Source organism: Cryobacterium luteum (assembly GCF_900110125.1).
GTDB classification, from domain to species: Bacteria; Actinomycetota; Actinomycetes; order Actinomycetales; family Microbacteriaceae; genus Cryobacterium; species Cryobacterium luteum.
Map to the genome: position 1 here is coordinate 1 of NZ_FOCN01000020.1, position 18,465 is coordinate 18,465.

General features: G+C 67.6%; 16 protein-coding genes. 7 read left to right on the plus strand and 9 right to left on the minus strand.

Annotated features, from left to right (window positions below):
• Nucleotides 1-422: 422 nt before the first annotated feature.
• Together ahcY and BMW72_RS15125 are read right to left on the minus strand one after the other, a co-directional pair.
• Nucleotides 423-1,910, minus strand: a complete 1,488-nt coding sequence (gene ahcY / locus BMW72_RS15120) for an adenosylhomocysteinase (RefSeq protein WP_092112006.1) — start codon at nt 1,908-1,910, stop codon at nt 423-425.
• Between the two features lie 204 nt (nt 1,911-2,114).
• The gene (locus BMW72_RS15125) at nt 2,115-2,339 is read right to left on the minus strand and encodes a DUF3499 family protein (RefSeq protein ID WP_092112008.1); all 225 of its coding nucleotides are present in this window, start codon (nt 2,337-2,339) and stop codon (nt 2,115-2,117) included.
• Between the two features lie 44 nt (nt 2,340-2,383).
• Between BMW72_RS15125 and BMW72_RS15130 the strand changes: the two genes are divergently transcribed.
• Nucleotides 2,384-2,830 carry a metallopeptidase family protein gene (locus BMW72_RS15130; protein WP_092112010.1) on the plus strand — a complete coding sequence of 149 codons (447 nt, stop codon included), beginning with the start codon at nt 2,384-2,386 and terminating at the stop codon, nt 2,828-2,830.
• A gap of 315 nt (nt 2,831-3,145) precedes the next feature.
• Nucleotides 3,146-3,826, plus strand: a complete 681-nt coding sequence (locus BMW72_RS15135) for a hypothetical protein (protein ID WP_092112012.1) — start codon at nt 3,146-3,148, stop codon at nt 3,824-3,826.
• 214 nt (nt 3,827-4,040) lie between these two features.
• On the opposite strand, the gene BMW72_RS15140 is transcribed toward BMW72_RS15135, so the two are convergent.
• Complete coding sequence (locus BMW72_RS15140) at nt 4,041-5,072, minus strand: glycerophosphodiester phosphodiesterase family protein (protein WP_092112014.1); 1,032 nt, start codon at nt 5,070-5,072, stop codon at nt 4,041-4,043.
• A gap of 198 nt (nt 5,073-5,270) precedes the next feature.
• Here BMW72_RS15140 and BMW72_RS15145 point away from each other — a divergent pair, with 198 nt between their 5' ends.
• The 3 genes from BMW72_RS15145 (at nt 5,271) to BMW72_RS15155 (ending at nt 8,556) form a co-directional block, all read left to right on the plus strand.
• The gene (locus BMW72_RS15145; protein WP_092112016.1) at nt 5,271-6,266 is read left to right on the plus strand and encodes a carbohydrate ABC transporter permease; all 996 of its coding nucleotides are present in this window, start codon (nt 5,271-5,273) and stop codon (nt 6,264-6,266) included.
• Entirely contained in the window at nt 6,266-7,120 is an 855-nt protein-coding gene (locus BMW72_RS15150; protein ID WP_092112018.1) for a carbohydrate ABC transporter permease, read from the plus strand. Before BMW72_RS15145 ends, BMW72_RS15150 begins: the two co-directional genes overlap by 1 nt.
• Before the next feature lie 83 nt (nt 7,121-7,203).
• Complete coding sequence (locus tag BMW72_RS15155) at nt 7,204-8,556, plus strand: ABC transporter substrate-binding protein (protein ID WP_092112020.1); 1,353 nt, start codon at nt 7,204-7,206, stop codon at nt 8,554-8,556.
• A gap of 213 nt (nt 8,557-8,769) precedes the next feature.
• Here BMW72_RS15155 and BMW72_RS15160 read toward each other — a convergent pair whose 3' ends face one another.
• The 3 genes from BMW72_RS15160 to BMW72_RS15170 all read right to left on the minus strand — a co-directional run bounded on the left by BMW72_RS15160 (nt 8,770) and on the right by BMW72_RS15170 (nt 14,088).
• Nucleotides 8,770-11,478: a glycosyltransferase gene (locus BMW72_RS15160; RefSeq protein ID WP_241983768.1), complete on the minus strand. Its 2,709-nt coding sequence runs from the start codon at nt 11,476-11,478 to the stop codon at nt 8,770-8,772.
• Nucleotides 11,475-12,518, minus strand: a complete 1,044-nt coding sequence (locus tag BMW72_RS15165) for a glycerophosphodiester phosphodiesterase family protein (RefSeq protein ID WP_092112023.1) — start codon at nt 12,516-12,518, stop codon at nt 11,475-11,477. The genes BMW72_RS15160 and BMW72_RS15165 overlap by 4 nt, the downstream gene beginning before the upstream one ends.
• A 196-nt stretch (nt 12,519-12,714) precedes the next feature.
• Nucleotides 12,715-14,088, minus strand: a complete 1,374-nt coding sequence (locus tag BMW72_RS15170) for a glycosyltransferase family 87 protein (protein ID WP_092112025.1) — start codon at nt 14,086-14,088, stop codon at nt 12,715-12,717.
• 123 nt (nt 14,089-14,211) lie between these two features.
• Between BMW72_RS15170 and BMW72_RS15175 the strand changes: the two genes are divergently transcribed.
• A complete protein-coding gene (locus BMW72_RS15175; RefSeq protein WP_241983767.1) occupies nt 14,212-15,456 on the plus strand; it encodes a molybdopterin-dependent oxidoreductase in 1,245 nt (414 codons plus the stop codon).
• A gap of 92 nt (nt 15,457-15,548) precedes the next feature.
• Nucleotides 15,549-16,001, plus strand: a complete 453-nt coding sequence (locus BMW72_RS15180; RefSeq protein ID WP_092112029.1) for a hypothetical protein — start codon at nt 15,549-15,551, stop codon at nt 15,999-16,001.
• Between the two features lie 179 nt (nt 16,002-16,180).
• Here the strand turns inward: BMW72_RS15180 and BMW72_RS15185 are convergent, their stop codons facing one another.
• The 3 genes from BMW72_RS15185 to BMW72_RS15195 are packed head-to-tail and all read right to left on the minus strand — an operon-like array spanning nt 16,181 to nt 18,404.
• Complete coding sequence (locus tag BMW72_RS15185) at nt 16,181-17,038, minus strand: methyltransferase domain-containing protein (protein WP_241983766.1); 858 nt, start codon at nt 17,036-17,038, stop codon at nt 16,181-16,183.
• Complete coding sequence (locus BMW72_RS15190; protein ID WP_092112031.1) at nt 17,035-17,727, minus strand: TIGR04282 family arsenosugar biosynthesis glycosyltransferase; 693 nt, start codon at nt 17,725-17,727, stop codon at nt 17,035-17,037. Before BMW72_RS15190 ends, BMW72_RS15185 begins: the two co-directional genes overlap by 4 nt.
• Complete coding sequence (locus BMW72_RS15195) at nt 17,724-18,404, minus strand: glycosyltransferase family 2 protein (protein ID WP_092112033.1); 681 nt, start codon at nt 18,402-18,404, stop codon at nt 17,724-17,726. The genes BMW72_RS15190 and BMW72_RS15195 overlap by 4 nt, the downstream gene beginning before the upstream one ends.
• Nucleotides 18,405-18,465 lie beyond the last annotated feature (61 nt).

Consider the following 18,465-nt stretch of genomic DNA (forward strand, 5'->3'; position numbering starts at 1 on the left):
AAGCACTGCGGCTTTCCGCACCTTTGGGGTACGTATAGATACATTACGGCCACCCAGCCCACCCGTCAAAACACACCCCACCCGGGCGTGTCGCAGTACCACGCGCCTCTTCCGCGCGAGCGCCCCGACGCCCGGGCCCACCTTTCGAAACCGGGCCCACCGTCGGAAACCCGGCCCACGATAGAACATGGGCCCAGTTTCCGGGACCGGGCCCGGAAAGAAATGGCGGGGCCGGCATCCGCTCCCCCAGCGACCGGGCCCACCTTCGGCAACCCGGCCCCACGCGCCGGGCCCACCCGCCGGGCCCACGCGCCGGGCCCACGCGCCGGGCCCACGCGCCGGGCCCACCCTTTGACCACGGGCCCAGTTTAGAAACTGGGCCCAGGGACGGGGCCCGGGCCCCGTCCCACGAGTTGCAGGGGCTAGTAGCGGTAGTGGTCGACCTTGTAGGGGCCCTCGGCGGGAATGCCGAGGTAGGCGGACTGCTCGGGGGTCAACACGGTGAGTTCCACTCCGAGAGCGTCGAGGTGCAGGCGGGCCACCTTCTCGTCGAGCAGCTTGGGCAGCACATACACGCCGATCGGATACTTCTCGGGCGAGACATACAGCTCGATCTGCGCGAGCACCTGGTTGGTGAAGGAGTTGCTCATCACGAACGAGGGGTGCCCGGTGGCGTTGCCGAGGTTCATCAGGCGCCCCTCCGACAGCACGAGCACACTGCGTCCGCTCGGCAGACGCCACTCGTCGACCTGCGGCTTGATCTGCACCTTGACGGCACCCTCGAGGGACTCGAGCGCGGCCATGTCGATCTCGTTGTCGAAGTGACCGACGTTGGCGACAATGGCGAGGTGCTTCATGCGCAGCATGTGGTCAACACCGATGACGTTGAAGTTTCCGGTGCCACTGACGAAGATGTCGACCTGTTCGACGACGGAGTCGAGGCGGGCGACCTGAAATCCGTCCATCGCGGCCTGCAAGGCGTTGATCGGGTCGATCTCACTCACGATCACGCGGGCACCCTGACCGCGCATTGCCTCGGCGGCGCCCTTGCCGACATCGCCATAGCCGGCGACGAAGACGACCTTGCCGCCGATCAGCACATCCGTCGCCCGGTTGAGTCCGTCGGGCAGCGAGTGGCGGATTCCGTACTTGTTATCGAACTTGCTCTTGGTGACCGAGTCGTTGACGTTGATCGCCGGAAAGAGCAGTTCCTTGCTCGCAGCGAGTTCATAGAGGCGGTGCACTCCCGTGGTGGTCTCCTCGGTGACGCCCAGAAGGTCGGCGGCGGCGAGGGTCCAGCGGTCGGTGGATTCGGTCAGCGACTGACGGAGGGCGGCGAGTATGACGCCGTATTCGTGGCTGTCACCGGCAGCATCCGCCGGTACGGCGCCAGCCAGTTCGAATTCGCGGCCCTTGTGCACGAGCATCGTGGCGTCGCCGCCATCGTCGAGGATCATGTTCGGGCCGGTCCAGGCGGCTCCGGCGGCAGTGGCCTCGGCGCTCCAGTCGAAGATCTGCGTGGTGCACCACCAGTATTCTTCGAGGGTCTCGCCCTTCCAGGCGAACACGGGAACACCGGCGGGGGCATCCACCGTGCCGGTGGGACCGACCGCGATCGCGGCGGCCGCATCGTCCTGCGTGGAGAAGATGTTGCAGCTGGCCCAGCGCACCTGGGCGCCGAGGGCCACGAGGGTCTCGATCAGCACGGCGGTCTGCACGGTCATGTGCAGCGATCCGGCGATGCGGGCGCCGAGAAGCGGCTTCGACTCACCGAATTCGCTGCGCAGGGCCATCAGCCCGGGCATCTCGTTCTCGGCCAGGCGCAGCTGGTGGCGGCCGGCCTCGGCGAGGGACAGATCGGCGATCTTGTAGGTAAAGGTGGGGGGCGCGGTGGGTGCGGCGACAGTCATGGTGCTATCTTGCCATTTCTGTCTGGACGACCTCCGCATTGTTAGCCCAGGCGGCACGGTCGCCAGAGCGGATGCCGCCGGCCGGCGCCACACGACTGCTGCGCCGAGCACAGTGCCGAGGTTGAACGCCGCAAATTGGCCGCGGAGGTGAGCGTGGCGGCGCCGTCCGCGCAGCGCACGACCGAGTCGACGCTGTCGCGCGGGTCAGTTGTTGGCGCCCGGCTCGTCGGCGACGAGGCGGTGGCGCATCAGCTGCCAGCCCTGGGGAGCGCTCGTGCGTTCCGCGTGCCGGGAACACAGGTCGAAGCTGTGCGGTTCTTTGCGGCCGGAGAGTGGACCGAGCACGGCCAACGACTCCCCATAGTCGAAGGTGAGCGTGGCCACCGAGGGTTCGAGGCAGGCAACACGAGAACACGCACGGAATGTCATTGCCTATAAGGGTACCGGCTGCCGGCCCGCCGTAGGATGGCAGCATGTCCCGATCCCGTCGTTCCGCAGCGCCCGAACCGACCGTGCGCGGCCGTGGGCGCGATCGGCACGGCCGCGGCATCCGCAGTTCGGCGACGGGCCCGTTCCTGCCGCCGCTGCGCACCCGCATCGACCTGTTCGACATGACGATCGCCTCGACGATTGAATATTTGCGCGGCGTCTGGCCGGAAGAACTGGGCACGTCGGTGTTCGAAGTTGCCTCGGGCCCCACCTCGGTCATTCCGGGCGTCGGGGTGGAACGCTGGATGGTGACGCCGGAGACGAACCGCGTGGTGTTCTACCGCCTGCCCATCCAGCGCCTGTCGCGCCTGCACGAAAACGATGAGATGCACCAGCGCATGATGATCGAGACCTGCGTGTTTCGTGGCGTCGCCGAATTGCTCGGCAAAGACCCCTGGGATCTCGCGCCGGATCGCTTCCGCCACTTCTAACGCCGGACGCCCGCCCCGACAGCGTCGCGGCCCGGGCTCGAGAAGCCTGCACGGGTTCAGACCCGTGAGAATTTTCTCAGCACGAGCCGCGAGCGGGAAACGGGCGAAGCGGGCATCCGCTCGATCCCAATCCCGCGATCCCTTTCGACGACTGGGATCGCGGGGGTTTTGGCGCACCCACTTTGCTGAACGTTTGCTGTATTGAGTAACGGAAAGGTAACGGAATGGGGCAATTCCAAACCATTTCGGGGGTGGAGCCGAACACCATGCAGACCCCAACACCACCTGCTCGATCTACAGAAAAGGATTCATCCCATGCGCACATTCACCAAGGCCACCATCGGTTTCGCGTCAGCTGGAATTCTCATCGCCGGCCTCGCGGGATGCTCGACGTCCGCGACGACGTCGACTCCGGCGCCGGCCGCCAGCTCGTCCAGCTCGGCCTCCGCTGACCCGACGCCCCTCGCCTCGATCCCCAGCCTGTCCGGTGTCGACACCGCCGTGCTGCTCGACGCGGACTTCGCTGCGGCCCTGACGAGCCTCGGCCTCAGCGCCGGCACCGTGGGAACGGCCACCCTCGAAGAGGGCAGCCTGCACTTCCCGATCACCGGTGGAAACGTGGACTACTACGACCCGCAGGAAGACTACCGCCCCTACGTTCAGGGCTCCATCGAGCACGAGGGTTCCGGTTTCTCGCTGACCGCCGGCGACACCGTCGTCGAACTGACCAACTTCACCATCGACCCGGGCACCTCGGAGCTTCTCGGTGACGTCTCGGTCAACGGTGAGTCCGCCGCGACCCAGACCCTGCTGTTCAACCTCTACGGTGGAACCCTTGAGCCCCTCCAGATGGACGGCGACAACGCTATCCTCACCGGAACCACTGTTCACATCTCCTCCGTCGCCGCCGGCCTGCTGAACTCCACCTTCAACACCGACGCCGTCGCTGACCAGCTGCTCGTCGGTATCGCGACCATCACCGCCGCAACCAAGTAGTCAGTCGGCTCCTCACAGAGTCAGCTACACAGCACAAATCGGGGCTCGCCACACGGCGGGCCCCGATTTGTGCGCGCCCGGCCGGTTCGTGGCACGTCTTTGAGAGGTCGGCACGTGTTCAAACCCGTGCCACCTTCTCAAACACGTGCCGCGAGGGGATGGGGCGGCGGAACGGGCGGCGGGGCGGCCGGGCCGCGAGCATCCGCTCACCGCATCAAACGGATGCCGCCACCCGGCTGCGCAGGTCGTCGCGCACGCTGACGGCGAGGTCGGGGTGGTCGACGAAGACCCCGTCGATTCCGCTGGCCATGACGGCGGCGAACTCACCGCGCCAGTGTCCGAAGGTGGCGGCCAGCTCACCCCGCCGGTGCGGCTCGGTGAGGAACGCATTCTCGGGCCGGAGGGTCCAGCAGAAGATTTGCAGCCCGGCCGCGTGGGCGTCGGCGACGAGGGTCGACGTGACGAGCTCGCCGTCGGAATTCGCTTCGATGATCAATGATTTGTCGACGCTGATGCCGTGCAGCGTGCTGCTGTCGCCGAGGGCGGCGAGCCCGGCCTTGGTGAGGTGGTCGGCGTAGTAGGGCGCGGCGGCCCCGAGTTCGACGATTTTGTCGAGCGACTGACCGGCCGGGGCGATCAGGAACACGTTGCGGGCGATGATGCCGCGCGCGGCGATCTGATCGAGCACGGTGGGTTCGAAGCTTTCGATGATGAGGCGCCCGTCGTTGCCGTTCCAGCCGGCCGCGCGCACTTCAGCGGCAAACAACTCATCGAGCGGCAGGCCGATCGAGGTGAAGTAGGCGGCGCTCTTGATCTCGGCGACCATGCCGAGGGTGCGACGGTGCCTGTTCGACGCCGCGTCGACCAGGTCGAATAGGTCGCTCAGGCGCAGGATCGGGTGCTGGTCGTCGTGTCGGGCGCTCTTCGGCCGCAGGTGGGCGAGGCGCTCCCGGGCGCGCAGCGTGGCCAGTTCGGCCCAGGTGAAATCTTCGGTGAACCAGCCGGCGACGGTGTGGCCGAGAAACTCCTTGGTGGTGCGGCGGCCGGCGAACTCGGCGCGGGAGGCAACATCCGTTGTGACGGAAATGTCGTTCTCATGACGCAGCACCAGGATGCCGTCGCGGGTGGCGACGATATCGGGCTCGACGGCGTCGGCGCCGAGCTCGAACGCGAGGTCATAGGCGAAAGCGGTGTGTTCGGGGCGGTAGCCGCTGGCTCCGCGATGACCAATGACGAGTGGGGGCATCTGCACACCGTAACGGCGGGAGATGACGCCGACGGCCAGGGCGGGTGAACACCCGCTGAAGTTTCGGTTCTGTGCAGGCGAACGCCTCGCGACAACTGTGCATATCCCTGCAAATTGGCCGATCAGCGCCCTGTGCGCTGCCTAACCTGACAGAGTCTGCTGCTTGGCCGACGGTATTTTTCAGGAAGATTTCAGCGTATGCGCACCATCGAGGACCTGCAGCGCGACACCGATTCAGCGGTGGCGGTCGCGGCCCCGAACGGCGCTGTCGGCGCACCGTTGACCCCCGCGCCGCCCCGCACGTTCACGCCGCGTAGGAAGAAGAAGCCGTGGAAATCGTGGCTGCTTTTTCTGCTGTTCGCCGGCCCGAACGTGGCCCTGCTGATCGTCTTCACCTACAAGCCGTTGCTGCAGTCGCTGTACTACTCGACGCTGCAATGGAATCTCGGGTCAGCCTCGGCGATTCCGGTGGGGCTCGGCAACTACGTGGCCTGGTTCACCGACCCGGGCACGGCGCGCGTGGTCACGGTCACCCTGATCTTCACGGTCGCGACCGTCGGCGGCGGCATGGTCATCGGCCTGGTGTTCGCGGTGCTGCTCAACCGCAAACTGCACGGTCGCGGCGCAGCGCGCACCATCGTTGTGGCCCCGTACGTGCTCTCGGGCGTGGCGGTCGGCCTGCTCTGGCTGTTCGTGTTCGACCCGAACTTCGGCATCACCGCGGCGCTGCTCGACGCGATCGGCGTGGCCTCACCGCCTTGGTACAACGATCCGCACTGGGCGCTGGTCATGGTCATCATCGTCTACCTGTGGAAGAACGTAGGCTACGTGGCGCTCATCTACCTGGCCGCGCTGCAGTCGGTGCCGCGGGACCTGCTCGAAGCCGCGTCGCTCGACGGCGCCTCTCCGGTGCGCGCCTTTCGCAACATTGTGCTGCCGCTGCTCGGCCCGACGACGTTCTTTCTGTCGATCACGACGCTGCTGAGCTCGCTGCAGTCGTTCGACATCATTCAGGCCATGACCCGCGGCGGGCCGCTCGAGGGCACCACCACGATGATGTACCAGATCTACCAGGAAGGCTTTCAGGCCGGTCGGGCCGGGTACTCCTCGGCGGTCGCGACCATTCTGTTCGCCGTTCTGCTCGTGGTCACCCTGATCCAAATGAAATATGTCGAGAAACGAGTGCACTACTGATGGCCACGCCGAGCCTTTCCACACCCACGCGGCGCCGCAAGCCGCTGCAGCTCGGCGGCTACCTCGGCCTTGCGGTAGCCATCGCGATCATGATTCTGCCGCTGGTCTGGATGTTCCTGGCCGGGTTCAAGGAACGCGATGAGATCTACACCGTGCCGATTCAGTGGCTGCCCGAAGCCTATGACCTGTCAAACTACGCCGCCGCGCTGGCCGCCGTGCCGTTCGGCAGCTTCTTTCTCAACAGCACCATCACCACCGTGATCGGCGCCGGCCTCAAGCTGCTGCTCGGCCTGACCACCGCCTACGCGGTCGTGTTTTTGGAGTTTCCGTTCAAGAAGTTCGTCTTCGGTTTGGTGATCTTCGCCCTGCTGGTGCCGCAGCAGATCGTGATGATTCCCAACTTCACCCTCGTGGCGTCGCTCGGCTGGATCAACACCTACCAGGGCATCATCGTTCCGGGCCTGGCCAGCGCGTTCGGCACGTTTCTGTTTCGCCAGCACTTTCTCACCCTGCCGATCTCCATTCTCGAAGCCGCCGCGCTCGACGGTGCCAGCCACTGGACCCGCCTGTGGCGTTTCATCGTGCCGATTTCCGCGCCGACCATCGCTGCGGTCGCCCTGGTTTCGATCGTCTCGGAGTGGAACGAGTACCTCTGGCCGCTGCTCGTCGTGGACCGTTCCGACATGATGACGCTGCCCGTGGGGCTCATGCTGCTGCAGAACAACGACGGCGTCACCAACTGGGGCGTGCTCATGGCCGGCACCGTGCTGGTCACCGTGCCCGTGCTCATCGCGTTCTTTGCGCTGCAGAAGAAAATCATCGCCGGGCTGACCGCCGGCGGCGTCACCGGCTGACGCTGCGCACATCCGTTTATTTGAGCGGATGCGCGCCGCCAATTTTTCCTGTTCATCGTGTGTACCCCTTCAAGGAGAGTTCTATGACCGCGACACCCACCTTCACCATCAACCGCCGGCAGATTTTGAAACTCGCCGCGGTGTTCGGTGCCACCGCCACCCTCGCCGCGTGCAGCGGCCCGTCGCTCGGAGCGGGCGCCGGAGCCGCTTCGCGCGCCGCGACCGACTGGACCGGCATCGTGCCGGCGAAGGAGATCACCTGGTGGAGCAACCACCCGGGCACCTCGAAACTGATCGAACAAGAGATCATCAAGCGTTTTCAGGCCGAGAATCCGGAGATCACGGTGACCCTGGTCACGGCCGGCGCCAACTACGACGAGATCGCGCAGAAATTCCAGGCGGCGTCGGGTACCAACAGCGTGCCGGACCTCGTGCTGGCGAGCGATGTGTGGTGGTTCCGCTACATGATCAACGGCCAGGTGCTGCCGCTGGACGACCTCGCCAAGCACCTCGAGTTCGACACCGACGACTTCAACAAGACCCTGTACGACGACTACACCTTCACCGGCAACCACTGGGCCATCCCCTACGCCCGGTCGACCCCGCTGTTCTATTACAACAAGGCCGTCTGGGCCAAGGCCGGACTGCCCGACCGCGCGCCGAAGACCTGGGCCGAGTTCGACGAGTGGGCGCCGAAGATCGCGGCCGACGGCGGCGTCACCCCGCTGGGTCTCGGCAAGGGCGCATCCTGGGCGGCGTGGTGGTTCTGCAACATGCTGTGGGGCCAGGGCGGCGCGTACTCCGACGAGTGGACGATGACCCTCGACACCCCCGAAGCGATCGCGGCCGCGGACTACCTGCAGTCGCTGATCTACGAGAGGAAGGTCGCCACGGTGGCCGCCGTCGACCAGGTCGCCGACTTCGGCGCCGGCCTGACCGGCTGCATCATGGGCTCGACCGGGTCACTCACCGGCATTCTCAAGGCCGCGACGTTCGAGGTCGGCACCGGCTTTCTGCCCGAAGGCCCGGAGGGGCAGGCCTGCCCGACCGGCGGGACCGGCGTCGCCATCGCCGCCGACCGCACCCCCGAGCAGCAGCTGGCCGCTGGAATGTTCCTCAAATTTCTGACCAACTCGGAGAACACCGCTTACTTCTCGTCGAACACCGGCTACATGCCGGTGCGTACCTCGGCCCGCGACGGCGAGACGATGACCCAGGTCTACGCCGAGTTCCCGCAGTTTCGCACGGCGGTCGACCAGCTCGAGACCACCCGCTCCCAGGACTGGGGCCGCGTCTTCGTGCCGAACGCCGACAAGGAACTCACGACGGCGCTCGAAAAGATCATGCTGCAGCAGACCGCCCCGGCCGAGGCGTTCGCGGTCGCGAGCACGGCCATTGCGACCTCGTTCGACGAGAACGTGAGCCCGTACCTGTAGGTTTCGGGCATGAAGGAGCGGGCCCGCCGGATTGGCGGGCCCGCTTTGTGCGTGCGGGGCTCTTTGCGGGGGCGGGGCGCGCACTGCGGCATCGGTTCACCGAGCGGACGTTTGCATGCGCCGAGCCGTGAGTTTCGGGACATTTTCGCGCACTTTTGAGCCAGGACTCACGGGTCGGCACGCGAAACTCACGGGTCGCGGCCGGGTATTCGTTTAGCGCTTCGCGAGACGCTCGATCGGCGCGAGCTCGGCCAGTTCGGCGTCGAGGTCGTCGGGCACCCCGATCGCGCGGTAGAACTCGGCGACCGCTCGCCGGACGTAGGCCTCGTGGTCGAACGCGCCGGCCGCGACCTCGCCGCGCAGAAACGCCGTGAGGCCGGCCGCGAGACCGGCATCGGTCTGCGGAACGACGAGACCGGCCGCATGCGGCAGCGCATCGTGAACGGATGCGAAAGCCACCGTCACAACCGCACGCCCCAGTACCAGCGCCTCCAGGATCACCATCGGTGCTCCCTCGTAGTCGCTCGACAGTACAAAGCAGTCGGCCGCAGCCAGCACCGGGAACGGATTGGCGAGCGGCCCGGTGAGGATGACCGCCGTGCTCAGGTTGAGGTCACGGATCAGGGCGCTGAGCTCGGCCTTGAGCGGGCCGCCACCGACGATGACGAGTCGGGTGAGCGGATGCCGGGCGTGCACGAGCGCGAACGCCCGAATCAGGCGGGCCTGGTTCTTTTCCGGCGAGAGGCGGCCGATCGTGACGAACGTTGTGGTGGTGACGTCGGTTTCCGGTGCGAAAATGCCGGACCGGGCCGACTCCTGCTCCGCCGCGCGCGGGCCGGCCGCGGATAATGCGGATGCAGCGGAGTCGGTGGCGGATTCAGCGGATGCAGCATTGGGGTCGGCTGGTTCAGCTTCAAGTTCCGTGGCGGGTTCCGTGGCGGCCGCGCCGCGCAGGATGCGTTCGACATCGACGGTGTTGTGCGCGACGGTGAATTTTGATTGCGGCGCATAGGCGGCGAGGTCCCTGGCGTTGATCTCGGCGAGAGCCGGCGACACCGAGACCAGGCTGTCGTAGCGCTCGTAGCGGGTGAAGGTTGCGGTGAGGCCGCGCAGCATCCGCTTGGCTCCGCCGACGCTGCGGTGGGCGTCGGCGGCGAGGTCGTTGTGCAGCCAGATCGAGCGCACGGCCGGCGGCGAGTGCAGCAGCAGTTCCGCCCAGAACGGGCCGTAGCCGCTGAAGTCGATGACGTGGTCGAAGCGGCTGTCGCCGAAGCAGCGGGTGAATTCGGCGGCGAAAGCGCGGGCGGGGGCGCCGCGGTGTCGGCGAACGAGGCGCTGCCAGACTCCACCGTTCATGCCGCCGATGCGGGCGAATTGCCGCACGCGGGGGTCGACCAGGCGCTGGCTGGCGCGGCGGGCCGGCGCGTTGCTCTTCGCGAAGGCGACCGAGACGTCGAACCGGTCGTGGTCGACGGCGCCGAGCAGGTTGAGGGCGGCGGAGGTGATGCCGTTGGGTTTCATGCCGCCGAGGTAGATCAGCACGGACGTGCGGGCGGGCCGGGGCGACTCGTGCAGGGCACGGGCCGGGTCGGCGCCGCGAAAAACGATGTCGATCACGCGGGCACTCGCCGCGCCGTCATCCTGGCCGACGTAGTCGTGTTGGGCCACCCGATAACGTTGGGTGAAGGCTGGCAGCCGTCCGTGGTCAGCCACCTCGCCGATGACCGCGGCCACCGCCGCAGCGGTGCGGCAGACCGGGCCGGGCAGCTCGGTGGGCGCCAGGTACAGTCCGCGGGCCTGCTCGAAGTCGGCGAGATCGGGGGTGAAGAACACGATCGGCCGGCCGGTGGCGAGAAAATCGAAAAAGATGCTCGAGTAGTCGGTGACCAGAATGCTCGTTAGCCCGAGCACGACGTTGGTCGGCAGGTCGTTCGGCACGAGCACCCGCGCGAGGTCGGCGCGGCCGGCGGCGAGCGCGTGCACGGCCTGGTGGGTTTTCAGCAGCACGACATAGCGCGTGCTGTCGATGCCCTGTTCGATCTGCCGCACCCGGTCGAGCAGCGCATCGAGGTCGTCGTCGGGGTGGGCGAACGAGGCGCCCTTCCAGGTGGGAGCGTAGAGCACGATCTCCCGGTCGCCGAGATTCAGTCCGGCGAGCCGGGCGCGGGCGGCGCGCGACTGCTCCGGGCTCAGGGTCTGCCGGTCGATGCGGGGGTAGCCGGCCAGCAGCATCCGTCCCGCAAAAATGCCGTCGAGTTTGTAGGCGCGCTCATACATCTGGCGGGCCATGAAGGGGTTGGCGGCGAGTAGGTAGTCGGCGCTGACGAAATTGCGCACGATATTGGCGGTGCCGAACGCGCCGTCGACCATGTCGTAGCCCATGTGTTTGAGCGGGGTGCCGTGCCAGGTATTGAGGTAGATCTGCCCCGGTCGCTTGGAGAATTGCGGCGGAAAGGTGGCGTTGCTGATCAGGTACCGGCTCGTGGCGAGCGCCCGATAGTAGGCGGATGAGCCGCTCTTCACGAAACGCACCGTGCGGTCGCCGCGAAAGTCGCGCCGGGCGGCGCGCGGATTCTTCAACGCCCAAATGTGCCTTAATCGAGCCTGGTCGGGCGTCTCGCGCAGCTGCCGAAACAGGGCTTCGGGGTTGCAGAGCATCCCGGAGCCGTTGAACGCTTCGTACAGCACGGCGTTCGAGTTGATCGCCCTGGCGCGCCAGAAGGCGTGCACTTCATAACGCCAGGCCCGACGGATGCGGCCGGCCAGCCCCGCCAGGCGGCGTCGCGGCCCGGCCAGGGCCCGGGCGCAGGCGGCGAGGAGCCGGGCGAATAGGGTGAGGGTGACAGCGGGCGGGGTGACAGCGGGCGGGGTGGCGAGCGGCCGGCCGGCCGTCGGGGCTCGCGGGTCGGTGCGCACGGTCACGCCGCCGGGTAGGCGGTCGGCAGGCTCAGGCCGCGCGCGGCGAGCACGGCGCGCAACCGGGTGGGATAGTCGGTGATGATGCCATCGACGCCCAGGTCGATGAGGGTGTGCATGAGCGCGGTTTCGCTCACCGTCCAGGGGATCACCGGCAGCCTGGCCGCGTGCGCGTCGGCGATCAGCTCAGGCGTGACGGTCTCGAAGACCGGTGAGAGGGCGTCGTAGCCGGCGGCGGCGGCAGCGCGCGCGACCGAACCGTCGAAGTCGTCGATGTCGAGGCCGCCCAGGTGCGCGCTAGCGCCGGGCTGTGCGACCTCGAGCCAGTCGTCGTCCTGGGCGAGGGCAATCAGGCGCAGCTCGGGCGCGATCTGCCGCACCAGGTTGAGCGAGGCCCAGTCGAAGCTCTGCACGGTGACCCGGTCGGCGCGCCCCGATGCCTCGATGTCGGCGACGACGGCTCGGGTGAGCGCGGCCATTTCGTCGTGGTCGCTGGGGGTTTCGATCTTGGTTTCGATGTTGAGCTGCACCGTGTGGGCGCGGTGCGCCTCGACCAGCGCGAACACGTCGACAAGTTCGGCGATGGTGTTGCCGGGCACGTTCTGCTGCTCGGGGTAGCCGGGCAGCTGCTGGTAGCCGCAATCGAGCGTGTGAATCTGGGCGAGGGTCAGGTCACGCACCCGGCTGCCGGCGTAGGGGAACGCTTTGTCGCCCGGGAAGGCGGCAGCCGTGTCGCGGCATTTGCTCGCGGTGAGCACATCGTCGTGCCAGACCACGACGGCGTCGTCGCGGGTGAGGTGGGTGTCGAGTTCGAGGGTGCTGACGCCGAGGGAGAGCGAGGCGGCGAAGGCGGCGAGGCTCTCCTCGGTGTGTTCGCCGCGGCCGCCGCGGTGGGATTGCAGGTCGAACGCGGCGGCCGTGTCGAGGGGCGCGGCGGCCCGGGCCGGTTCGGCGAGCGCCGACTCCGCCTGCACGGCCACTACCGCGCCGCCGACGAGCACCGTGCTGAGGGCGGCGGCCGCCGCGATAATCAGAATTCTGCGCATGGCGGCACTCTTTCGTGGTTCGCAGCACGCTGAAAGGCGTGCATCTGCCCACGTTAAGGAGCGGAGGTGGCCGGCATCCGCTGCTCAGCCGTCCGCAGCATGAACTCTGTGTTAACACAGGTCTCGCAGCACGTCTTTGAGAAGCCGGCACGTGTTCGCACCCGTGCCAGCTTCCCCCACACGGGCCGCGACCGGGTCAGGCGGGGCGAGCCGGCAGCATCCGCGTGAGGGAGCCGGGGCCGGCGCGGCGCAGCGAGACGACGACGATGACGAGCACCGCGATGGCGATCGACGCCCGGGTGAGCTCGAGGTTCGGCACGAGCAGCCGCAGGGTGAGTGCCATCGGCACGAGCAACCATTCCCAGCGGCCGCTCAGCGCCACGAACGGCAGCAACAGCAGGGCATACCAGGGGTAGCGGGGGCTGAGCACGAGCAGCGTCGCGCCGATCATGACGAGCTGGCCGATCCACGGCTGGTTCTGATCGGTTGTGATGATGACGAGCACAGCCACGATCGCCAGGATCAGGCCGGCGACGATCACCGCGGATGCCCCCGGTGCGACCAGGGACACCAGCGCGAACCGGGAGCCGTCCTGGTAGCCCTCCTCGGTGAGGTAACCGGGCAGGTAACCGAGCACCCCGATGCCGGTGGCGAGCACGTAGGGCACGTAGAGCAGCGCGAAACTCAGCACGGATGCCGCCACCAGGCGCCATCCGCCCCGTTTCAGCAGCGCGGGAGCGGCGAGCACGGGGATGAGCTTGGTGCCGATCGCGATTCCGAGGGCGATGCCGCCGCGCCAGACCTTCTTGCTCGACACCAGGAACACTGCCGCGACGACGAAAATGACACCGAGCATATCCACGTGAGAATTGGTGATCGCCTCGGTCGCCACGAGCGGGCACCAGGCCCAAAGCGCCGCGTTTCGTTCATCGAGGCCGCGGCGCCGCATTCCGACCAGCAACAGTGCCGTCGTGCCGAGACTCAGCAGCAGGCCGGTCAGCTGCAACGGCCAGTATTCCGGCTCCGGTCCGGTGAGAAAACGAACGCCGACGAAGAGAATTTCACTGGCCGGCGGGTAGATCGTGGGCACGGCCGTGCGGTTGAGTGCCGAGCAGAGCCGGTCACCGTCGGTGGTGCGGGTGGTGGCGATGCGTTCGCCGACGCAGATCTCCTTGCCCGCGGCAGTGGTCTGCGGGGCGGGAAAGAGCCAGTCGGGTCTCAGGGAATCGAGGCGGGCATCCGCTGGGGTGAAGGCGTAGGGGCTGATGCCATTGGTTTGCACGATGCCGTCCCAGGCGTACCGGGCCGAGTCGGTGCTCGTGTTGGGCGGGCCGACCATGGCGGCGCCGCCGATCAGGGCCGAACCGGCGAGCACCAGGGCGATGACGGCGCGCGCATTCACCCGGCGCAGCAGCCAGTAGGCGACGCCGAAGAGCAGCCAGAGCGCGCTCGTGACGAGCACGAGCTGCACCTCGTCGCGATCGGGTTCGAACAGGTCGAGGGCGATGACGCCGAACGCGGTGAGGGCAGCGCTGAGCGCCAGCAGGGTCGCGATGATCGTGATGCGCACGGTTCAGTCTGTCTCACGGTGCTGTGTCGCACGGGGTCCGCCGCCGAGACACCCCCACACTGTAAGGAATTTCGTTCGGTTGTTGCCGCGGTGCAATGGTGCAATAGAGGTATGCGGCGATTGATGTATGAGTCCCAGCGGGCACTGGCGTCGCCCGTACGCAATCCGCGGATGGCGACGGTGATCGGCCGGCTGCTCGGCGCCGCCTTTCTGATCTGTTTCGGCACCGGCCTGTACAGTCATTTTCTGCAGGAACCGCTCGACTGGATGCGCTTTGCGACCCGACCGGAGTTTCTCTACCAGGTGACCCAGGGCACGCATATCGTGGCCGGCATCGCCTGTTTTCCACTGCTGCTGGCCAAGCTGTACATCGTCTTTCCCGAACTGTTCGCTTATCCCCCAGTGCGTGGCCTGGTTCACTTTCTCGAACGGGCCTCGATCGCCCTGTTCGTGGGCGCCTCGCTCGTGCAGATCACGATCGGGCTGCTCAACACCTACCAGTGGTATCCGTGGCCGTTTCCGTTTCGGCAGGTGCACTTTGCGCTCGGCTGGGTGCTGATCGGATTGCTGGTCATTCACATCGGTGTGAAATTGCCGGTGATCACGCGGTACTGGAGCAAATCAACTTCTGCAGACGATGACCACCTCGTCGACGCGGTGTCGAACGACCGTTCGGCCAATGCGGAGGCCGTGCGGCTGTGGGGTCCTTCCCGGCCGGGCGGGGTGACCGGGCGGGTGCTCGACTACATCGATGCCACGCCGCGCGTTGCCGGCGGCGTCAGTCGCCGCGGCTTTCTCACGACGGTCGGCGTGGCCACCACGGCGGTCGTGGCCCTGACCGCCGGGCAGACCTTCACTCCGCTGAACGCGGTCAACCTGTTCGGGCCGCGCAAGAAGGGCGTCGGCCAGCAGGGTGTTCCGGTGAATCGCACGAGCGAACAGGCCCTGGTAGCGGATGCCGCGATGGCCGCCGGCTGGACTCTCACCCTCGCGGTCGCCGGCACCGAACGTTCCTTCACCCGTTCTGAGCTGCTCGCGCTGCCGCAGACCGAGGTGCGGTTGCCGATCGCCTGCGTCGAGGGTTGGAGCCAGATGGCGTCGTGGCGCGGGGTGCGGCTGCGCGACCTCGCCGATCTGATGGACGCCGCCCCCGACAGCTCGTTTCGCCTGATCAGCCTCGAAGAACGCGGCAGCTTCAGCAAGACCCAGATGGGCCGGGAGTATGTGCGCGACCCGCTCACGCTCGTGGCGCTCGAGCTCAACGGTGAGACCCTCGACCTCGAGCACGGGTATCCGGCGCGCATGATCGCGCCGGGGCGGCCCGGGGTCCTGCAGACCAAGTGGTTGAGCCGAATCGAGGCGATCTGATGACGGCGGATGCTGGTAGCGCCGGTGTGAATGGCACCGGGTCCGGGCTAAACCCGCCGCCGGCTGGGATACCGGCCTCGACTGGCCGGCGGATGCGCGGCATCCGTTTGGTGCTGGTGGGTATCGGTGTGCTGCTGCTCGCCTGGGGCGCGTTTGTGCTGTTCGATTCGGTGCGGCTGACCCGCATTCCCGGGGTGGCGCTGTGGATCGCGGCGGCGATCGTGCTGCACGATGCGATTTTGGCGCCGATCGTGTTTGCGCTGGGCCTTGCGCTGCGGCGGGTGGGTCGCCGAGCGACCGGAATGGTGATTGCCATCGTGCAGGGCGGCGTTGTCGTGGGGTCTCTGGTCTCGCTCGTGGCGGTACCGCTGATCGTGGCGGAGAATTTCGCGCCGGCGAATCCGACCGTGTTGCCGCTGAATTACGGGCTCAATTTGGGGATCTTCTGGATCGTGCTCGCTCTCGTCACGGCGGCGCTGTCGGTCGGCGTGTTCCTGCGCTGGCGGCAGCCGGTCGCGGCATTACCGGATGATTCCGGGCGCTGAGGTGCTTCCGGGCCCACCTTGTAGCCCCGGGCCCAGTTTATAAACTGGGCCCGGGGACGGGGCCCGGGCCCCGTCCCTGCGTGCGGGAGCCCGCGGCGCCGCCGGGCCCAGCTTCGGGAACCGGGCCCATGATCTAGCCTGGGCCCAGTTTCCGGGACCGGGCCCGGAAAGAACTGCGGTCAGGCGCGGGCGAGGCGGGCGAAGGAGCGGCCGCCGCGGGTCCACTCGGCGACCTGCACGAGGCCGACCCGGGCTGCTCGGCGGCGCAGCGCGCTGATTCCGATCTCAGCCCAGGGGAACGCGTCGCTCGTGCGTCCGGCGGCGTCGTGCAGGGTGCCCTCGTAGGCGACGTCATGCTCGGGGTCGCGATGCACTTCGATGACGAGCACTCCGTCGGCGGCGAGCAGCGCCACGCAGCGATCGAGCAGGGCATCGGGGTCGCCGCCGATGCCGATGTTGCCATCGACGAGCAGCAGGGTCGCCCAGGTTCCCGCGAGCGGGATGTCGTCGAACACCGAACGCTGCAGCACGGCGAGTCCGGCGGCGAGCGCGATTCGCACAGCGGTCGGCGAGACGTCGACGCCGAGGGCGTCGAGCCCCTCATCGATCGCGGCCTGGATCATGCGGCCCGGTCCGCAGCCGATGTCGAGCACCGGTCCCGCGACGCCGGCGAGCAAGGAGCGGTCGGTCGCGTCCGCGTCGGCACTCCAGCGTGCGGCGTGCATGGTCGATACCCGTGCGGGGGTTCCCGGCTCGGCATCGGCGTGAGTGCTGTGCAGGTACAGCACGTTGTCGGCGCTCTGCAACGCCTGGGCATACGGTTCGGATCCGCCGGCGCCGAACGTGGTCGGGCGGCGAAAGCGCTCTGCGGTCGCCCGGTCGACAGCGTCATCGGCCGCCCAGTCGGCGGGCTGGCCGACCAGCTCTGGCGTGAATCGGTCAGCGTCGGCGGCATCGTCGCCGATCGCCCAGACGGAGGTTTCATCGCCGATCGCCCAGTCGACCGCCTGCCGCAGACGAGACGAGACGAGAGTCACGAGCGTGCCCCGATCAGCGCGGGGAGGTCGGCAGCACTCAGGTCGGCACCGTCGACGACGTCGCGCCGAGCGGATGCCCGCATCCCCGCGAAAGTACGCGCGAAGCGCGTATCGGAGGCGACCGAGGCGACCGCGCGGGCATCCGCTATGGTGTCGATGTCGGTGAGTGCGGGCAGCAGACCCACGGTGAGACCGGCCCGGTCGAGGCGTCGCAGCTGGTGCGTGCCGGTGTCGGAGCGGCTCATCGGAATGCCGCGAAGCAGGGCACCGGTGGGGTTTTTCAGGGCGAGGGCCCAGAAACCGCCGTCGTTTGCGGGGCCGAACCAGGCATCCGTTTCGTCACCCCAGCCGAAGAAAACCGGTTCGAGGGCCGCAGCGCTGACCTGCGGGGTGTCCATTCCGAGGAGCAGGGTCGGCTCGTCGAGGTGGTCGAAGATGGCGGCGAGGCGTTCGTCGAGGCCGCCGGTGGCCTGCGGCAGAATCTCCCAGTCGGACGCCTCGGGCGGTGGCGTCACACCATCGAACGCCAGGATGTGGCGGGTGGCGGGCAGCCGAGATGCGAGCATGAGGGTGTCGCTGAGGCTGGCGGCGGCGAGTTCGGCGGCCTGCTCGAGGGAGAGCGGCGGGTGCAGGCGAGTCTTCACCTTGCCGGGCAGGCATTCCTTGGCGATGACGACGATCGCGGTCATGAGCGGTCTCCTCGCTGGGTGACGGCGAGCAGCGCTGCCATGTCCTTGATCGCAGTGAGGGTGCCGCGCACGGTTCCGGTCACCTTGCTGCGACCGACCCGCGGCGAATAGCCGGTGTCGACTTCTACGATGCGCCAGTTGGCCGCAGCCGCACCGAGAAACATCTCGAGCGGATACCCGCTACGGCGGTCGCGGAGGTCGAGGGCGAGGAGGTGGTCGCGGCGGGCCGCTCGCATGGGGCCGAGGTCATGAATGTTCACACCTGTTATTCGGCGCAGTCGCCAAGAAAGATAGGTATTTGCTACACGGGCGTGCGGAGGCCACGCACTGCGGGTGGTCGGGCGGCGGCGTCCGAGCACCAGATCGGCCTCATCGTCGCTGATCGGGTCCACCACTCGGGGCAGGTCGCGGGGATCCATCGAGGCGTCGGCATCGCAGAACGCCACGATCGGGGCGGTCGCGGCGAGAAGCCCCGCGTGGGCGGCGGCGCCGAATCCGCGGCGGCTCTCGTGCACGATGTGCGCGCCGAGGGCTCGCGCAACGTCGGCGGAACCGTCGGTCGAGCCGTTGTCGACGACGATCGCCCGGTAGCCGGCGGGCATCCGTTCGAGGATCCAGGGCAATGCCTGCGCCTCGTTCAGGCAGGGCAACACCACGTCCACCCGAATGTTCATCATTATTCGACCCTAAGCGGGGGGTCTGGGCCTTCGAGGCGAAAGAGGTTACGAACCGCTGACG